The following is a 14182-nucleotide window of genomic DNA, read 5'->3' on the forward strand; positions in this document are numbered from 1 at the left end:
TCAATTGCAATATGAAGATGAAAAAAAATAGCAAAAATAGCAAAAAGGGTAAAAAGGGCAAAAATAAGAAGTGTGTTCGAAGTTTAGGCTTTAGCTTGATTGAAGGGATGGTTGTTATCGTTGTAATGGCGATTGTTATTGCGATTGCCGTACCTATGATGATTGGCACCTTTGGGCGTGCTAATTCAGAAATTTATTTAGATAAAGTCAAAGCGGCATTAGAGCTAGGTAGGGTGACTGCAATGTCAGAGGCAACATCGGTTTTTCTATGCCCTAGTGCTGATGGTGAGACTTGTGCAACAGTACCAGAGAGTAATTGGGGGGATAATCGCTTGATTTTATTTACAAGCTCGGATGGCGTGTCCACTGATGTTGATCGCATTATTACAACGATTGAGGCGCCTGCAGCAGGAGAATATATATCAAGTACAAATGGTGATACAGTCGAGTTTAGACCAAGTGGGTTGTCTTCAACAGCAGCAGCATTGCGTTATTGCGCCACCGTTGATGACCAAGGAGCGGGGCGTTATGATCGAGAAGTGGTGATTAATATGATTGGTAGAATTCGACTTGATATTAATAGTGATTCACAAGTTTGCTCTTAATGTAATTGACAAACTAACTCAGTTAACGCTTGCTCTACATCACCTTGTTCAATTCCTTTAATCAATAAATCAATCATGAAGCATTGATTAAAAAGCTTGGCATAATGCTGTTTGCTAAATTTCTTAGATAGTCGCGCGTAAGGGACTTGCCGTGTTTTCCAGATATTATTGCGCATAAAGGTTTGTTGTTGCTGTTGTGGCGTTTGCGTACTTAAGTTGTAGCAAATGCGTAGCTCTTTTAGAATTGCCCAAAGAATAATGGCATTTTCAATGCGTTCTTTAAATAGATGCTGCAATATCACCAGTGAGCGAGCCATGTTTTGTTCAATAAGGCTTTGCGCTAGATCAAACACATCGTAATTCATCGCATTAGATAGGTACTCAGACAGTGACTTATCATCAAAGTGGGTTTGTGGTTGATGCTGCAGCAAGCTAATCATTTGATTGGCAGCAAAGAGATTGCCTTCGGTTTTTTGTGCTAAAAGCATCAAGGCATCTTCGGTTAATGTAATCGGTTTGTTAAGCGAATTAAGTTCAAGTCTAATGAGTTTAATCGACTCTTGAATGCTAACTGGCCACACTTGAATATATAGAGCTTGTTGAACAATTGATTGAAACCATTTGGTTTTTTGTTGCGCACTTGTTAGATCCTCAAATATCAATAAGAAGCGATCACTTTGTGAGATATTGTTAAGGCAATCAACGAGTAGTTTTTGTGCCTTTTTATCTGGTGCTTTAGTGATCGTTAGCTGTAATAAACGTTCTTCAGCAAACAAGCTAAAGCTATTAAAGTTACTTTGCAAAAAGTCGTATTGTTGGTTGATGATTTGTGTGCGTAAGATCTCAAAGTTTTGTGATTTGTATTTGGTATTGATTCGCTCAATAAGTTTATTTTTTTGATAAGGTTCTTTACCGGTGATGATATAAGAAGGGAAGTCTTTTTTTTCAATTGCTTTTAATGCTTCTAGATAATTAGTCGCTTTGATCATTATTCTTATCCCCTATGGTTGGCATTGTGGGCAATAGAAGGTGTTGCGTTGATTGATAACAACTGAGGCAATGGCTGTTGAACAGGTTGGGCATGTTTTGTCTTTTTGCCCGTAAACTGCTAAAGATTGGGCAAAATAGCCAGGTTTGCCTGTGGCATTTTTGTAGTCTTTTAACGTAGTGCCACCGGCTTTAATCGCTTGCAACAAAGTGAATTTAATGGCATCGATAAGCTTTTTTAGCTCATTTTGTGTTAAAGTATTGGCAGGTTTCAATGGTGAAATGCCTGCTTTAAATAAACTTTCACAAGCATAGATATTACCAACACCAACCACAATTTTGTTATCCATAATGACACTTTTAACCGCTTGTGTACGTGCTTTAAGTGCGCGTTGCAAATAGTGACTATTAAAGTGTTGTGTTAATGGCTCAGGACCGTAGTTTAAAAAGTATTTATGTGCCAAAGGATCACTGTTGGTAATGTCCCAATAACCAAAGCGCCGTGGATCATGATAAAAGATCGTTTGACCGTCATCAAGTTGTAAAACAATATGATCATGTTTTTTATGCTGGTAGGTATTACTGTCAACGATTTGTAACACGCCTGACATGCCAAGATGAATAATTAACGCATAATCATCTAAAGTGATAATCAAATGCTTGCCGCGCCTTGAGATATCATGGATGCATTGGTTAGTCACTTTATCACTAAGTTTAGGATCCAATGGGTAGCGTAGTTTATTAATATAAGTATTAGCAGTTATGATCTGGCGCTTTAAACAATGTAAACTAAGACCATTTTTAACCGTCTCAACTTCAGGTAATTCAGGCATTTTTCTTTTGACCTATTTTGCTTTCGCTACCGTTGATAAGACGTTTGATATTCTCGTGATGACGCACAATCACAATAATAGCGATAATGATAAACGGCAGTGCAGTGTTAAAACTAAAGATAAAAATCACACAAAGAGCAGATACAATCGTCGCAATTAATGCAGACAATGAAGAGTATTTGGTAATTAAAGCGCATATGAGCCAGGCGGCAAGAAAGATCATGCCAATCAACCAATAAAATCCAAGAATGACACCGATTAAGGTTGCTACACCTTTACCACCTTTAAAGCCAAAGAACACAGGAAATATATGACCAAGGATCGCTACAAGTGCGACATAACCAATCTCAGTTGCGCTTAAATGTAAAGCATGTGCAATGAGTACGGGAATTAAGCCTTTTAGTGCGTCACCCAACAGCGTGATTGCTGCGGCCTTTTTGCCCCCAAGACGCAAGACATTGGTCGCTCCTGGATTACCGGAGCCAATACTGCGTGGTGAAGGTAAACCCATGAATTTACAGGTGATAATGGCACTATTAATTGAGCCAAATAAGTAGCCAATGATAAGCATTAAAACAAATAGCATAATTGTGTACAGTATGATTTAAACTGCCCATGAGTGTCTGAATTTTTAAGTGCTAAGTCAAGCCCTCATGCAAGAAAGCTCTTCCTATTTATGCTAGTGCGCATTAAACTACTTCAAGTTATAGCTAAATTGGATCATATGATGAAATTATTAGACTTTGAAGTGGGGACTGATAAGCCATTTTTTTTAATTGCGGGACCTTGTGTTATTGAATCAGAGGCTTTAGCAATGGACACAGCAGGTTATTTAAAAGAGTTAACCGATGAGTTAGGTATTTCGTTTATTTATAAATCTTCTTTTGATAAAGCTAATCGCTCATCGATTAATAGCTTTAGAGGACCAGGAATTGACAAAGGGCTTGCGATTTTAGAAAAAGTAAAAAAGGAAATTAATGTTCCGATATTAACGGATGTGCATGAAGATACACCATTAGCTGAGGTTGCAAGTGTTGTCGATGTATTGCAAACACCGGCTTTTTTATGTCGTCAGACAAACTTCATCGTACGCGTATGTGAGCAAGGGTTGCCAGTTAATATTAAAAAGGGGCAGTTCTTAGCACCTTGGGATATGAAACAGGTGATGGAGAAAGCCAAATCAACGGGGAACCAGCAAGTAATGGCATGCGAAAGAGGTGCCAGCTTTGGTTATAACAATCTGGTGTCTGATATGCGCTCATTAGCGGTTATGAGGGAAACTGGTTGCCCTGTGGTGTATGATGCAACACACTCAGTGCAACTGCCAGGGGGGCAGGGGAATGTCTCAGGTGGGCAACGTGAATTTGTACCAGTGCTTGCACGTGCAGCTATTGCTGCAGGCATTTCAGGCATATTTATGGAAACGCATCCCAATCCAGCCAAGGCCTTAAGTGATGGACCAAATGCGCTGCCAATTCAAAAAATGAAGTCATTATTAATGCAACTTCAACAGATTGATCGTATTGTTAAATCACAACCTCTATTAGAAAACACACTTTAAGCAATGTAGCTGATCGTGCATAAAAAAATCATTCAGCTGTCGATTCCTTTAATCCTTGCTAATATTAGTTTGCCATTATGTGGTATTGTTAATTCTGCATTGATGGGTAATTTGCACGCCAGTAGTTATCTGGCAGCAAGTGCTTTAGGTGTCTCAGTAATTACCTTTATTAGCGCACTGTTTTACTTCTTACGAATGAGTACAACGGGAGTTATTGCGCAACAATATGGTAAGAGAGACTTTGATAAGGTATTTGATTGGTTAATAAAAGCGCTTATTGTCGCGGTTATATTGGCGCTTATGTTAATTGTGTTACAAGGCATTATTTATGATCTGGCGTTAACAATATTGTCGATGAATCAAACCGTAACCAAGCTATTTAGTCAATACTTTGATATCACCATCTATGCTTTGTTGTTTGTTCTGATTAATTATGTCTTACTTGGCTTTTTTATTGCGCTACAGCGGGCAAATCTTGCTTTCTTGATGGCGTTAATTACTAGCATCACAGGGATTTTGTTGAGCCTTATTTTTGTTAAATTACTGCATTTAGATATTAAGGGAATAGCTTATTCCGTGTTGTTGTCACAAGCCTTAAGTTGTATATTTGCGTTATTTTTCAGTATTAAAATCGCCAAAGATAACAATGTATCATTGAGGAAGTTAATACATCGTAATCAGTTTAATTGGCGAGCTTATCAAGCATTTATGTCGGTCAATGGTGATATTTTTATACGGTCTTTGTGTTTACAAATCTGCATTAATTCATTTTTCGTGTTCTCAGCACATATGGGGCAAGAAGTGCTTGCTGCAAATACCTTACTGATTGAGTTTGCGATGTTATTAGCGCTCTTTTTGGATGCCTTGGCAAATGCAACAGAAACGCTTGTTGGTGAAAAGGTTGGGCAAAATGATAAAAGCGCATTAAAACGTACTTTGTTATACACGTTGAGTTACTCTATTACTTTTAGTTTATTGTTTGTTTTGATGTATGCCTGTGTATACCCGTGGGTATTTGATTTGTTAACGTCTATTGCAAGCGTTCGCCAAGCAGCTGAGCACTATGTTATTTTCTCAATCATATTCCCATTAATAGCGGTATTTAGTTTTTGGTTAGATGGGGTATTTGTCGGCCTGCTTAAAACAACGATTATGCGTAATGCAATGATTGTATCTATGCTTTTATATTTGTTAAGTGTTGCAGCGTTATGGTCATTTGGTAATGTTGGATTGTGGCTTGCATATTTATTGTTTTTCATTTACAGAGCGATAACATTAGGTGCGCCGCTACTAAAGCGCTTAAAGTAACTCTTGAACGTCAATGTAGGTAACGTTTTTGCTATTGTATTATGTGGTTTTACAACACTTTTTAAGCACAAGATAGCCGGCAAATCCTGAAATGAGCGAGCCACCTAAAACACCTACTTTGACCATGTTCATAAGGTCAGGTGTGCTAAAGGCAAGCGTGCCAATAAACAAACTCATGGTAAAGCCAATACCACAAACTAAGCTAATACCATAAAGCTGAGGAGTTGAGAGTTGGCGTCCAATGGTGAAGTATTTCGTTTTGCTAAATAGATAAAGGCTGATAAATATACCGATTTGTTTGCCTAAGAATAATCCTAAGATAATACCTAACGCTACTGGATGAAATAGGTGTGATAAACTCATGCCGCTAAAGCTAATACCAGCATTGGCAAAGGCAAATAGTGGTAAAACCATAAAGATAATCCAAGGGTTTAAACCATGCTCAAGTTTCAGTAGAGGAGAATTTTTTTCAGTGTGTGGAATGGTCATTGCCAAGGCAACGCCAGCTAAGGTGGCATGAACGCCTGATTGTAAAACGCACAGCCACATGATTACACCAACAATCATAAATGGTGCAAGTTTCCTGATACCTAAGCGATTCATACAAATAAGTATGACAATGCATATTAAGGCTGCAAATAATGATATAAGCGACAAGTTGCTGGTATAAAATGCGGCAATAATCGCAATGGCTGCAATATCATCAAAGATGGCAATTGTGGTTACGAGTATTTTAAGCGATGTTGGAATACGCGACCCAAGAAGTGCTAATATCCCTAAGGTGAAGGCAATATCTGTGGCTGTTGGAATTGCCCAGCCATCGATATAGTTGGGGTTATGTTGGTTAATCAGAAAATAGATAAGTGCCGGCACCAATAAACCAAAAAAAGCAACAATGGCAGGAATAATAATATTAGACTTACTAGAAAGGGTGCCACCGACAAATTCGCGCTTTATTTCCAAGCCAACCAATAAGAAATAAAGTGCCATAAATCCATCATTAATCCAGTGGGTTAGATTCTTCTGTAAAGCAAAATCCCCGATAGACACGCCGGCATAAACGGTTTCTAGCATGTGATAATACGGACTAAGCCATGAATTATTGACAACGATTGCTGCCACTGCAGCGGTGAATAAGATAATACCGCCAATGACTTCAATGCTGAGCTTTCTCTCTTTGCTCATGAATGATTTTCCCCTTCTTTCTTAACTAAATTAAATTATTACTATGGTAGAGTTTTTTGAAAATTACTCAATCTGCTTTACAGCAAGTGTTTGAATGAGTGTTGTTGTGATCATATCTCTATATATATTGCATTCATCTTCATTTTTAAAGTAAGCCTGCCCTGTGCGTACGAATGGTCCTAGAATTAAGCCAAAAATCATACTCGTTACCGCTTCGTCACTAAGCTTATCTGTCACTTGACCTTTTTCGCGATAAATCTGCAAGTAGTCTAAGAGGGTTTTCCAATTGCCATTTTTGGGTGCATTACCCAAGCCAAAGAGTTGGTTTTTGCCACTTTCAAGGCGTTGCCAATCAAAGAGTCTGACGATATCAGGATTTGAATGTAATAATTTCAAACGCATGTTGACGAAATATTCTAGAAACTCCACAAAGTTGCGATCTTTGTCAAGGTGATGATCACCCATCCAACCACTATCGATCAAGAGATTAACTTTAACCTCTTGCCATAAATGAACCTTATTCTCAAAGTAGTGATAGATCAGCGAAACAGGGACTTGTGCCTTGGTTGCAATATCGCGTAGGGATGTACCGTCAAAGCCTTTTTTTACGAATAGTTTCTTGGCAGCATTTACGATTTTTTGTTGACCTTTTTGCTTCTCTGTCACACATAAGCTCCTTCACTGTGGTTGAAAGACATTATACCACTCCTAAATGATTTTGAGGTGTTTAATAACGAAGAAATTTTGGAGATTTTTAAGCGATTTAATGCTGCGTAATATCTTTATTTTTTAAGGGTTTGATTTGCAAAGTCATCAAAGTGCTCGGCATTAAATGCTTTCTGAGTTAGGATATAAAAATAAAATTTTGTCGAGATTAATATTCATAAATTCACATTCGTTAATTGGTGAGTTATTCTCCTGTATGTACACTTTGACATTACGTAAAGCAATAAATTTACCTGTCATTTCGCTATTGATGTGATCAGTTAGGCGTACACCCGTTCGTATTGATATCTCTCCTGTAATTATATACTGATCTGTATGAACGGTAACCGGTACGAAATCTCGTGCGCTATTTTTAGAGTCTGCTGCATTGTAGTAAAACGGCATAATGTCATCCTTGAAAAATGTTATTACTTCTTGAGTATATACTACAATCTTGAAAAAGCGAGATTAACCAAACCAGCGACTAAAGAATCCAGCGCGCTCAATATTATTATTAGCATAAACAGGAATCTCAACTACCTTATAATCACCCGCACTAATGATAAGTGTACCCACTTTTTGCCCTTTGTTAATCGGTGCCTTAAGTCCCGGTAAGAGCACGACTTTTTGGCTTAAATGGTTAACAAATGATTTGGGGATCGTTTTGGTGATGTCATCTTTACCAATGACTGTCAATGTAGCATCTTTAGCGGCATCAGTAATAGCGGTGTCATCGAGTGAGATAACGCTATCTTTAGTGTAAAGTAGTTGATCGACAAATTTACTAAAACCAAAATTTAATAGCTTTTCAGATTCTTGTTCCCGTACATAGGCGCTGGGTGATCCAAGAATAACACTAATGTAGCGTTGGTTATTTTGCATGGCAGAGGCAACCAGATTATAACCTGCTTTTTTGGTGTAGCCTGTTTTTATGCCATCAGTTCCTTCAAATGTACGTAGTAGTTTATTGCGATTGTGTTGAACAATGCCATTAAATTCAAATGTTTTTTCAGAATAAAGTTTATAAACTTTGGGGTAATGCTTAATAAAGCTGCGCGCTAAAATTGCCATGTCATAGGCTGTCGTATACTGATCGTCTCCGGGTAATCCATCAACCGTGGCAAAGTTAGTATCTTTCATGCCAAGTGCTTTGGCAGTTTTATTCATAAGGCGTACAAAGTTACTATCAGAGCCAGCAATAAATTCAGTCAGTGCAACGGTAGCATCATTGCCAGATTGTATAATCATCCCCTTTAATAAATCATCAACACTAACACGTGAACCTTGATTAATAAACATTTTAGACCCAGGTGTTTTAGATGCTTTTTCACTGATTTTTATCTGTTGATCTAGTTTAAGTGTGCCTTGTTTCAGCTCTCCTGCGATAATATAAGCGGTCATAATTTTGGTCAAACTTGCTGGTGCGCGCCGCTCATGCATGTTGTGATTGGCAATAATGTCACCAGTTTCAAAATCCATTAATAACCAGCTGGCAGCATTGAGTTGAATCGGATGCGGTTTGATAATAATAACAGGGGGACTAGCTAGTGTATTAGCAATCAAAAGTGATGGTGTGTTAATAAAAGCAAATGTCGCAATAGCGGTACTTACAAGTACTTTTTTAAAGTGAGTTAGTTGCATTATAGATATTTCCATTTCTTATAACGATACTAGAAAGATAGCAATGAGTTTTAGCTATTTCAAGCGCTTATAGCGAAAGCTTTTTATTTGATTGGAGCGGGAAACGAGGTTCGAACTCGCGACCCCAACCTTGGCAAGGTTGTGCTCTACCACTGAGCTATTCCCGCGTGAATATGGCGCACCCGGAAGGATTCGAACCTCCGACCGCCTGGTTCGTAGCCAGGTACTCTATCCAGCTGAGCTACGGGTGCGTATTGAGTTTTCAACTGTTTCGTGAAAACGAGGTGCATGATAGTGCTTTGCCGCATCGCTGTCAATGTCAAAGTAAAGATAAATTAAAAAATATTTCGCTTTTTTGCTTTGAAATTAACAGCTGTTTTATTGTTGATCAGTGTTGTTTAAACTTGCGTCGCCAAGCGCAGTTCATTCAGTGCTTGGGTCATAATATTAAGTGCCTTTGCTAGTTCATGCTCATTAATATTCAAAGGGCATAATAAGCGTAACACATGCTTATGACTGCCTGAGCTTAATAAAATTAATCCATGTTTTAATGATTGATCAATAAAGCTTTTCAACATCTTGGGATTGGGGTGATTATTGTGATCAATAAACTCAACACCAATCATCGCGCCAAGCCCTCTGATATCACCAATAAACTCGCAGGTTTTCTTATGCTCATTAAAAAAATCACGTAATACCTGACCAAGATGCATGGCTTTATCAGCAAGTGCTTCTTCTTTAAATATCTCTAAAGAAGCAAGTGCTGCGGCACAAGCAAGTGGGTTACCTGAATTGGTGCCTCCTAATGACGCCGTGGGCATGTCTTTAAGCAGTGTTTTTTTAATGGTTAACGCGCTTAATGGTAAGCCTGAGGCCAGTGATTTTCCCATCACTAGAATATCTGGCGCACAATGATAATGCGCCATCGCAAAAAGCTTTCCGGTGCGACAAAAGCCACTTTGGATTTCATCAGCAATCATCACAATGCCATGTTCATTACAAAGCTGACGCAAATATTGTATAGCTTCAATATTTGCAGGAATAAAGCCACCCTCACCAAGTTCAGGCTCGATAATGATCGCAGCGATGTCCTCTAACGCAACTTGATTGGCAATTAAATCATTCAGCAATGATTTAAAGTGATTAAGATCACAATGCATATCAGGGTAGGGCAGGCGGTAGATGTTATTAAAAAGTTCACCAAACCCTTGTTTATAAGGCTTGACTTTAGCAGTTAAAGACATGCTCATAAATGTCCGACCATGAAAAGCGCCATCAAAGCAAAGCACAGCCGAGCGTTTTGTAGAGAAGCGTGCGACTTTAATTGCATTTTCAACCGCTTCAGCGCCACTATTGCAAAGCATTGTTTGCTTTGCAAAGTCACCGGGTGTTAAAGTGTTTAAGGCTTGTGCAAGCTTTAAGTAGGGCGCATGAATCATCACATGAAAGCATGGTTGGATAAATGCATTGGCTTGTTTGGTGATTGCTTCAACGACTTTAGGGTGATTGTGTCCGACATTCATAGCACCAATACCTGCAGCAAAGTCGATATAGGTTTTGCCATCTACATCAGTTAAGGTCGAACCTTGTGCTTTTTTGACGCATAGCTTGGTATTATTACCAAGTGCTTGAGGAACTTCGCTTTCACGCAGTTGCCATAACGATTCGTTATTCATCATAACCTCGATTAGGCATTAACATTGGTGCTTTCAAAGATTTTATCAGCAGAAGCTGCCACAAATCCTTGATAAAGTTTACCGGTGTGATCTGGGTAGCGTTTAGCAAATTCATAATAGCAACACGGGATGTCTTTTTCGCCTTCAGTGAACTCAACCTTAATCATGCCTGATTTAGTACTTGATTGCTCAAGCAAATCGCGCGGTGTGCCTTTGACTTCACCACCTGAGCTATTTAAATCAAATCCATGATTTTTAAGGAAGGTGTTCACTTCATGGACTTCATTAAATTGATCTAATACATTGATGAAAACGGTAAAGTGGTTTGCCCTAAACCCGAAGACATAAAACCATGCAGCATATTCCGATTCAGCTAATAGCTTTTGGTAAACTTCATGGCTTGGTTTGCCCCAAGAGTTGCCTGATAGCAATAGTTTTTGAGGATCATCAAGTAAAGCTTGTGGGATTTGATCAATACATGCCTTAATGGTTTTTTGTGCAAACGGACTTAATTGTTCAAGTAATAACTGACTGATAAACACCTTAGGCTGTGTTGGATCTTTTTGCTCATAGTGTTTAGCGTAAAGTTTTTTAGCTTCAAAGTGGTAATCACCATTTTCAAAATAACCTTCATCAATAAAAGGCTTAGCCAAAATATCAAGATTAATGCGTGGGTCATTAATCGTACGCAGCGCAATATGATCATTAATTACTTGTACATTATGATCACAAAAAAGATCATAAATCTTCTGCACGTGTGGATTGGCTTCAACATATTGCTGCCATAAGTCTTCTAAAATTGCGATTTGTGACATGGTTATTCTCCTACTCTGTAAGTGAAAATTTGATTCCTTGCGCAAGGGGTAAGTCTTTGCTCCAATTCATGGTAACGGTTTGGCGACGCATGTATGCTTTCCATGCGTCTGAACCTGCTTCACGCCCGCCACCGGTGTGTTTCTCGCCACCAAAAGCGCCACCAATTTCAGCGCCTGATGTGCCAATATTAACATTAGCGATACCGCAATCACTACCGGCATATGATAGAAATTGTTCAGAATGATCAATGCGTTGCGTGAAAATAGCAGATGATAAGCCGTGATCGACTTGATTGTTGATTTTAATTGCATGCTCAATATCATCAAATGGCATCACAAACAAGATCGGGCAGAAGTTCTCCTGATTTACGATATCCCAGTCAGGTTTGGCTTCAATTAAGGTTGGCTCAACATAGTTACCTGGTTGATCAATCACATTGCCTCCAAACAGAATATTGCCACCTAATTCTTTAGTGCGAGCAACTGCTTTTTGATAAATCCCAACAAGGTTTTGATCAATCAAAGGTCCCATAAGGTTGTTAGTATCTAATGGATCACCAACAGTGATTTGCTTGTAAGCATTTTGTAGACGTTTGACAACATCTTGATAGATGTTCTTGTGTACAAGCAAACGACGTAATGAGGTACAGCGTTGCCCCGCCGTGCCAACGGCTCCAAAGACAACGGCAGGAATTGCCAATTTTAAATCAGCAGATTCGTCAATGATTGCGGCATTATTACCACCTAATTCAAGTAGCGATTTACCAAAACGCTCAGCAACACGTGCACCAACCTCGCGTCCCACGGCAGTTGAACCGGTGAAAGACATAAGAGCTATACGCTCATCAGCAACCAATGCTTTAGAAACATCAACACTTTTTGAAACCACAGAGGTAAAGACATTTGGAAAGTTATGTGCTTTGGTCACGCGATCACAAATCTCTTGAATTGCTAAGGCGCAAAGCGGTGTTTTTGGTGATGGATTCCAAACAACTGTGTTACCACAAATTGCGGCAATAAAGGCATTCCATGACCAAACAGCAACAGGGAAGTTATAGGCTGAGATCACACCAACAACACCAAGCGGGTGCCATTGTTCAAACATGCGATGATCTGGACGCTCTGAGTGCATTGATTTGCCATAAAGCATGCGCGCTTGACCAACGGCAAAATCAGCCATATCGATCATCTCTTGCACTTCGCCATCACCTTCTTGCTTGGATTTACCCATCTCAAGGGACACGAGACTGCCTAATTGGTCTTTCTGCTTTCTTAATTCTTCACCAATTAACCGCACTAATTCAGCGCGTTGCGGCGCTGGAATCTTACGCCATTTTATGAAAGCATTTTGTGCTTCACCAATCGTTTGTTGTAAATGTGAAACGCCTAAGCTTGGCACCTTAGCCAATAGTTCATTATTGGCAGGGTTGAAGCTTTCGATATATTCACCCGTGTTGTGTTTGGCAGCGTATTGGCTTAGTTGTTCTGTGTAGCTTGTCATGCAAGTCATTGTATTATATTCTCCAGTCATTAAGTTTAGATATATTCTGTTTTGCTTGGATTAGTGCCAAGCTCAGGCTTTGGGTTGTCAGCGCAATTATCTAAGAAATTATAGCGATAATAGTGCCCAAAGCGATTATCCATCATTTGCGCCAAAGTGATATCTTCTTGCTTAGCAAAACCTGCTTTAAAATGCGCTTGTTTTAGTGCAAGGTCAATGGTGACACATAGACCACAGGCTGTGGTTAATTGCAATGCACTCCATTTTTGTCCAAAGGCTTCTTGTGAGTGGTATTTCTTAGCAAAATGACGCTCACTATAAACGCCATTAATTGTGCCTTCAACAGAGACATAGACCAAGACCACATCATCATCAACGCGTGGAATGGCATTATTAAAGATTTCACACAACAATTCTTGTTTGTCTTTAAGCTTGAGATCATTAATTAAGAAGCGTAATTTCTCACAGTGTCCAGGATAACGCACACTTTTGTAGTTGATATTACGTACCTTACCTTTGTATGTGTCTTTGAGTGAGCCAATACCGCCTGAGGTATTAAATGCTTCATACGTTAGACCGTCAATTTTGATTGTCTCAAGATCATCAAGTGGTTCGATCGTGACATTTTTGAAATCCTCAATCGCCTCACATGGCTTCACATATTCATTGATCAAGCCTTCGGTTGACCAAGTCAGTGCGTATTGCAGTGGATGACTAATATTAACCGGTAGCGCGCCTACACGCATTTTGACTGTTTCGGCTTCATCAAAAAGCTTAACAAGATCATTAGTGACAACACTGATAAAGCCAGGAGCCAAACCGCATTGTGGGGCAAAAACTTTGTTACTGTTTTGTGAGAGTGATTCAACATATTTCGTTGTTTCAACATCTTCAGTTAGATCGAAGTAATGGGTATCACAGGCTTTTGCCATTTCAGCCACTTTTTTGGTTAAAAAGTAAGGAAGAGCAGCTGCCAGAGCCGTGATATTATGTTCTTTGATATATGCCTTAACATTATCTTCCTTTGTAATATCTAATACACAGTGGCTTAAATTATGAGTATGTTTGCCAAGAGTTAAAGGTTTTCTATCAGCTTGAATATCAGCAATATGCACATGGTAGTCACCGCTTGATGCAAGCATGGCGCCCGTAAGTAAACCTACTCTACCACTGCCGAATATAAGTATATTGATCATTAGAATCCTCCATTTTACTTTTTTATTTACGTTGCCTATTTTAATTTAAGGATAGGCTGTTTTAATTATTCCAGTTAATAAGTTTCATTTAAGCGCATCCGTTTCGCCATAATAGTTATTAATGATACCTAAATGATGAAGTTATTTTACATATTGGTAGTATTGTTGC

Annotated in this window: 14 protein-coding genes and 2 tRNA genes; 3 read left to right on the forward strand and 13 right to left on the reverse strand. The window is 38.9% G+C overall.

Features of this window, described 5'->3' with window-relative positions; translation table 11 throughout:
* Window positions 1-11: 11 nt before the first annotated feature.
* Window positions 12-605: a GspH/FimT family protein gene (locus ACZ5V8_RS02560; RefSeq protein WP_464218218.1), complete on the forward strand. Its 594-nt coding sequence runs from the start codon at window positions 12-14 to the stop codon at window positions 603-605.
* Here the strand turns inward: ACZ5V8_RS02560 and holA are convergent.
* The 3 genes from holA to plsY are packed head-to-tail and all read right to left on the reverse strand — an operon-like array spanning window position 602 to window position 3011.
* Window positions 602-1594 (reverse strand): DNA polymerase III subunit delta, encoded by a 993-nt coding sequence (gene holA, locus ACZ5V8_RS02565; RefSeq protein WP_464218219.1) that lies wholly within the window; start codon window positions 1592-1594, stop codon window positions 602-604. The two genes, ACZ5V8_RS02560 and holA, sit on opposite strands and share 4 nt — an antisense overlap.
* A gap of 12 nt (window positions 1595-1606) precedes the next feature.
* Complete coding sequence (gene mutM, locus ACZ5V8_RS02570; RefSeq protein WP_440615814.1) at window positions 1607-2425, reverse strand: bifunctional DNA-formamidopyrimidine glycosylase/DNA-(apurinic or apyrimidinic site) lyase; 819 nt, start codon at window positions 2423-2425, stop codon at window positions 1607-1609.
* Window positions 2418-3011, reverse strand: a complete 594-nt coding sequence (gene plsY, locus ACZ5V8_RS02575; RefSeq protein ID WP_464218220.1) for a glycerol-3-phosphate 1-O-acyltransferase PlsY — start codon at window positions 3009-3011, stop codon at window positions 2418-2420. Before plsY ends, mutM begins: the two co-directional genes overlap by 8 nt.
* 141 nt (window positions 3012-3152) lie before the next feature.
* Here plsY and kdsA point away from each other — a divergent pair, with 141 nt between their 5' ends.
* Together kdsA and ACZ5V8_RS02585 are read left to right on the forward strand one after the other, a co-directional pair.
* Window positions 3153-3986, forward strand: a complete 834-nt coding sequence (gene kdsA, locus ACZ5V8_RS02580) for a 3-deoxy-8-phosphooctulonate synthase (RefSeq protein WP_464218705.1) — start codon at window positions 3153-3155, stop codon at window positions 3984-3986.
* A 15-nt stretch (window positions 3987-4001) separates the two neighbouring features.
* Complete coding sequence (locus ACZ5V8_RS02585; protein ID WP_464218221.1) at window positions 4002-5294, forward strand: MATE family efflux transporter; 1293 nt, start codon at window positions 4002-4004, stop codon at window positions 5292-5294.
* Between the two features lie 39 nt (window positions 5295-5333).
* On the opposite strand, the gene nhaA is transcribed toward ACZ5V8_RS02585, so the two are convergent.
* From nhaA to ACZ5V8_RS02635, 10 genes are all read right to left on the reverse strand, one after another.
* Complete coding sequence (gene nhaA / locus ACZ5V8_RS02590) at window positions 5334-6479, reverse strand: Na+/H+ antiporter NhaA (protein ID WP_464218222.1); 1146 nt, start codon at window positions 6477-6479, stop codon at window positions 5334-5336.
* Window positions 6480-6542: 63 nt separating this feature from the next.
* Complete coding sequence (locus tag ACZ5V8_RS02595; protein ID WP_464218223.1) at window positions 6543-7145, reverse strand: TetR/AcrR family transcriptional regulator; 603 nt, start codon at window positions 7143-7145, stop codon at window positions 6543-6545.
* Between the two features lie 162 nt (window positions 7146-7307).
* A complete protein-coding gene (locus ACZ5V8_RS02600; protein WP_440615806.1) occupies window positions 7308-7589 on the reverse strand; it encodes a DUF6812 domain-containing protein in 282 nt (93 codons plus the stop codon).
* A 63-nt stretch (window positions 7590-7652) separates the two neighbouring features.
* Entirely contained in the window at window positions 7653-8825 is a 1173-nt protein-coding gene (locus ACZ5V8_RS02605) for a D-alanyl-D-alanine carboxypeptidase family protein (RefSeq protein ID WP_464218224.1), read from the reverse strand.
* A gap of 92 nt (window positions 8826-8917) precedes the next feature.
* A tRNA-Gly gene (locus ACZ5V8_RS02610) sits at window positions 8918-8992 on the reverse strand.
* A gap of 7 nt (window positions 8993-8999) precedes the next feature.
* Window positions 9000-9076, reverse strand: a tRNA-Arg gene (locus tag ACZ5V8_RS02615).
* 147 nt (window positions 9077-9223) lie between these two features.
* Window positions 9224-10504: an aspartate aminotransferase family protein gene (locus tag ACZ5V8_RS02620; RefSeq protein WP_464218225.1), complete on the reverse strand. Its 1281-nt coding sequence runs from the start codon at window positions 10502-10504 to the stop codon at window positions 9224-9226.
* Between the two features lie 8 nt (window positions 10505-10512).
* Complete coding sequence (locus ACZ5V8_RS02625; RefSeq protein WP_464218226.1) at window positions 10513-11316, reverse strand: 2-oxoadipate dioxygenase/decarboxylase family protein; 804 nt, start codon at window positions 11314-11316, stop codon at window positions 10513-10515.
* A gap of 10 nt (window positions 11317-11326) precedes the next feature.
* On the reverse strand, window positions 11327-12817 hold the full coding sequence (gene amaB, locus ACZ5V8_RS02630; RefSeq protein WP_464218227.1) for an L-piperidine-6-carboxylate dehydrogenase: 1491 nt from the start codon (window positions 12815-12817) through the stop codon (window positions 11327-11329).
* Window positions 12818-12852: 35 nt separating this feature from the next.
* Window positions 12853-14013, reverse strand: coding sequence for a saccharopine dehydrogenase family protein (locus ACZ5V8_RS02635; RefSeq protein WP_440615798.1), 1161 nt, complete (start codon window positions 14011-14013; stop codon window positions 12853-12855).
* Window positions 14014-14182: the final 169 nt, after the last annotated feature.

The sequence above is a fragment of the Cysteiniphilum sp. GTC20157 genome (assembly GCF_055396795.1).

Excerpts from the sequence above, each read along its gene's own strand:
- ACZ5V8_RS02560 (WP_464218218.1), top strand. The coding sequence starts at position 12 with ATGAAGATGAAAAAAAATAGCAAAAATAGCAAAAAGGGTAAAAAGGGC.
- holA (WP_464218219.1), bottom strand. The coding sequence starts at position 1,594 with ATGATCAAAGCGACTAATTATCTAGAAGCATTAAAAGCAATTGAAAAA.
- mutM (WP_440615814.1), bottom strand. The coding sequence starts at position 2,425 with ATGCCTGAATTACCTGAAGTTGAGACGGTTAAAAATGGTCTTAGTTTA.
- plsY (WP_464218220.1), bottom strand. The coding sequence starts at position 3,011 with ATGCTATTTGTTTTAATGCTTATCATTGGCTACTTATTTGGCTCAATT.
- kdsA (WP_464218705.1), top strand. The coding sequence starts at position 3,153 with ATGAAATTATTAGACTTTGAAGTGGGGACTGATAAGCCATTTTTTTTA.
- nhaA (WP_464218222.1), bottom strand. The coding sequence starts at position 6,479 with ATGAGCAAAGAGAGAAAGCTCAGCATTGAAGTCATTGGCGGTATTATC.
- ACZ5V8_RS02600 (WP_440615806.1), bottom strand. The coding sequence starts at position 7,589 with ATGCCGTTTTACTACAATGCAGCAGACTCTAAAAATAGCGCACGAGAT.
- ACZ5V8_RS02605 (WP_464218224.1), bottom strand. The coding sequence starts at position 8,825 with ATGCAACTAACTCACTTTAAAAAAGTACTTGTAAGTACCGCTATTGCG.
- ACZ5V8_RS02620 (WP_464218225.1), bottom strand. The coding sequence starts at position 10,504 with ATGATGAATAACGAATCGTTATGGCAACTGCGTGAAAGCGAAGTTCCT.
- ACZ5V8_RS02625 (WP_464218226.1), bottom strand. The coding sequence starts at position 11,316 with ATGTCACAAATCGCAATTTTAGAAGACTTATGGCAGCAATATGTTGAA.
- amaB (WP_464218227.1), bottom strand. The coding sequence starts at position 12,817 with ATGACAAGCTACACAGAACAACTAAGCCAATACGCTGCCAAACACAAC.
- ACZ5V8_RS02635 (WP_440615798.1), bottom strand. The coding sequence starts at position 14,013 with ATGATCAATATACTTATATTCGGCAGTGGTAGAGTAGGTTTACTTACG.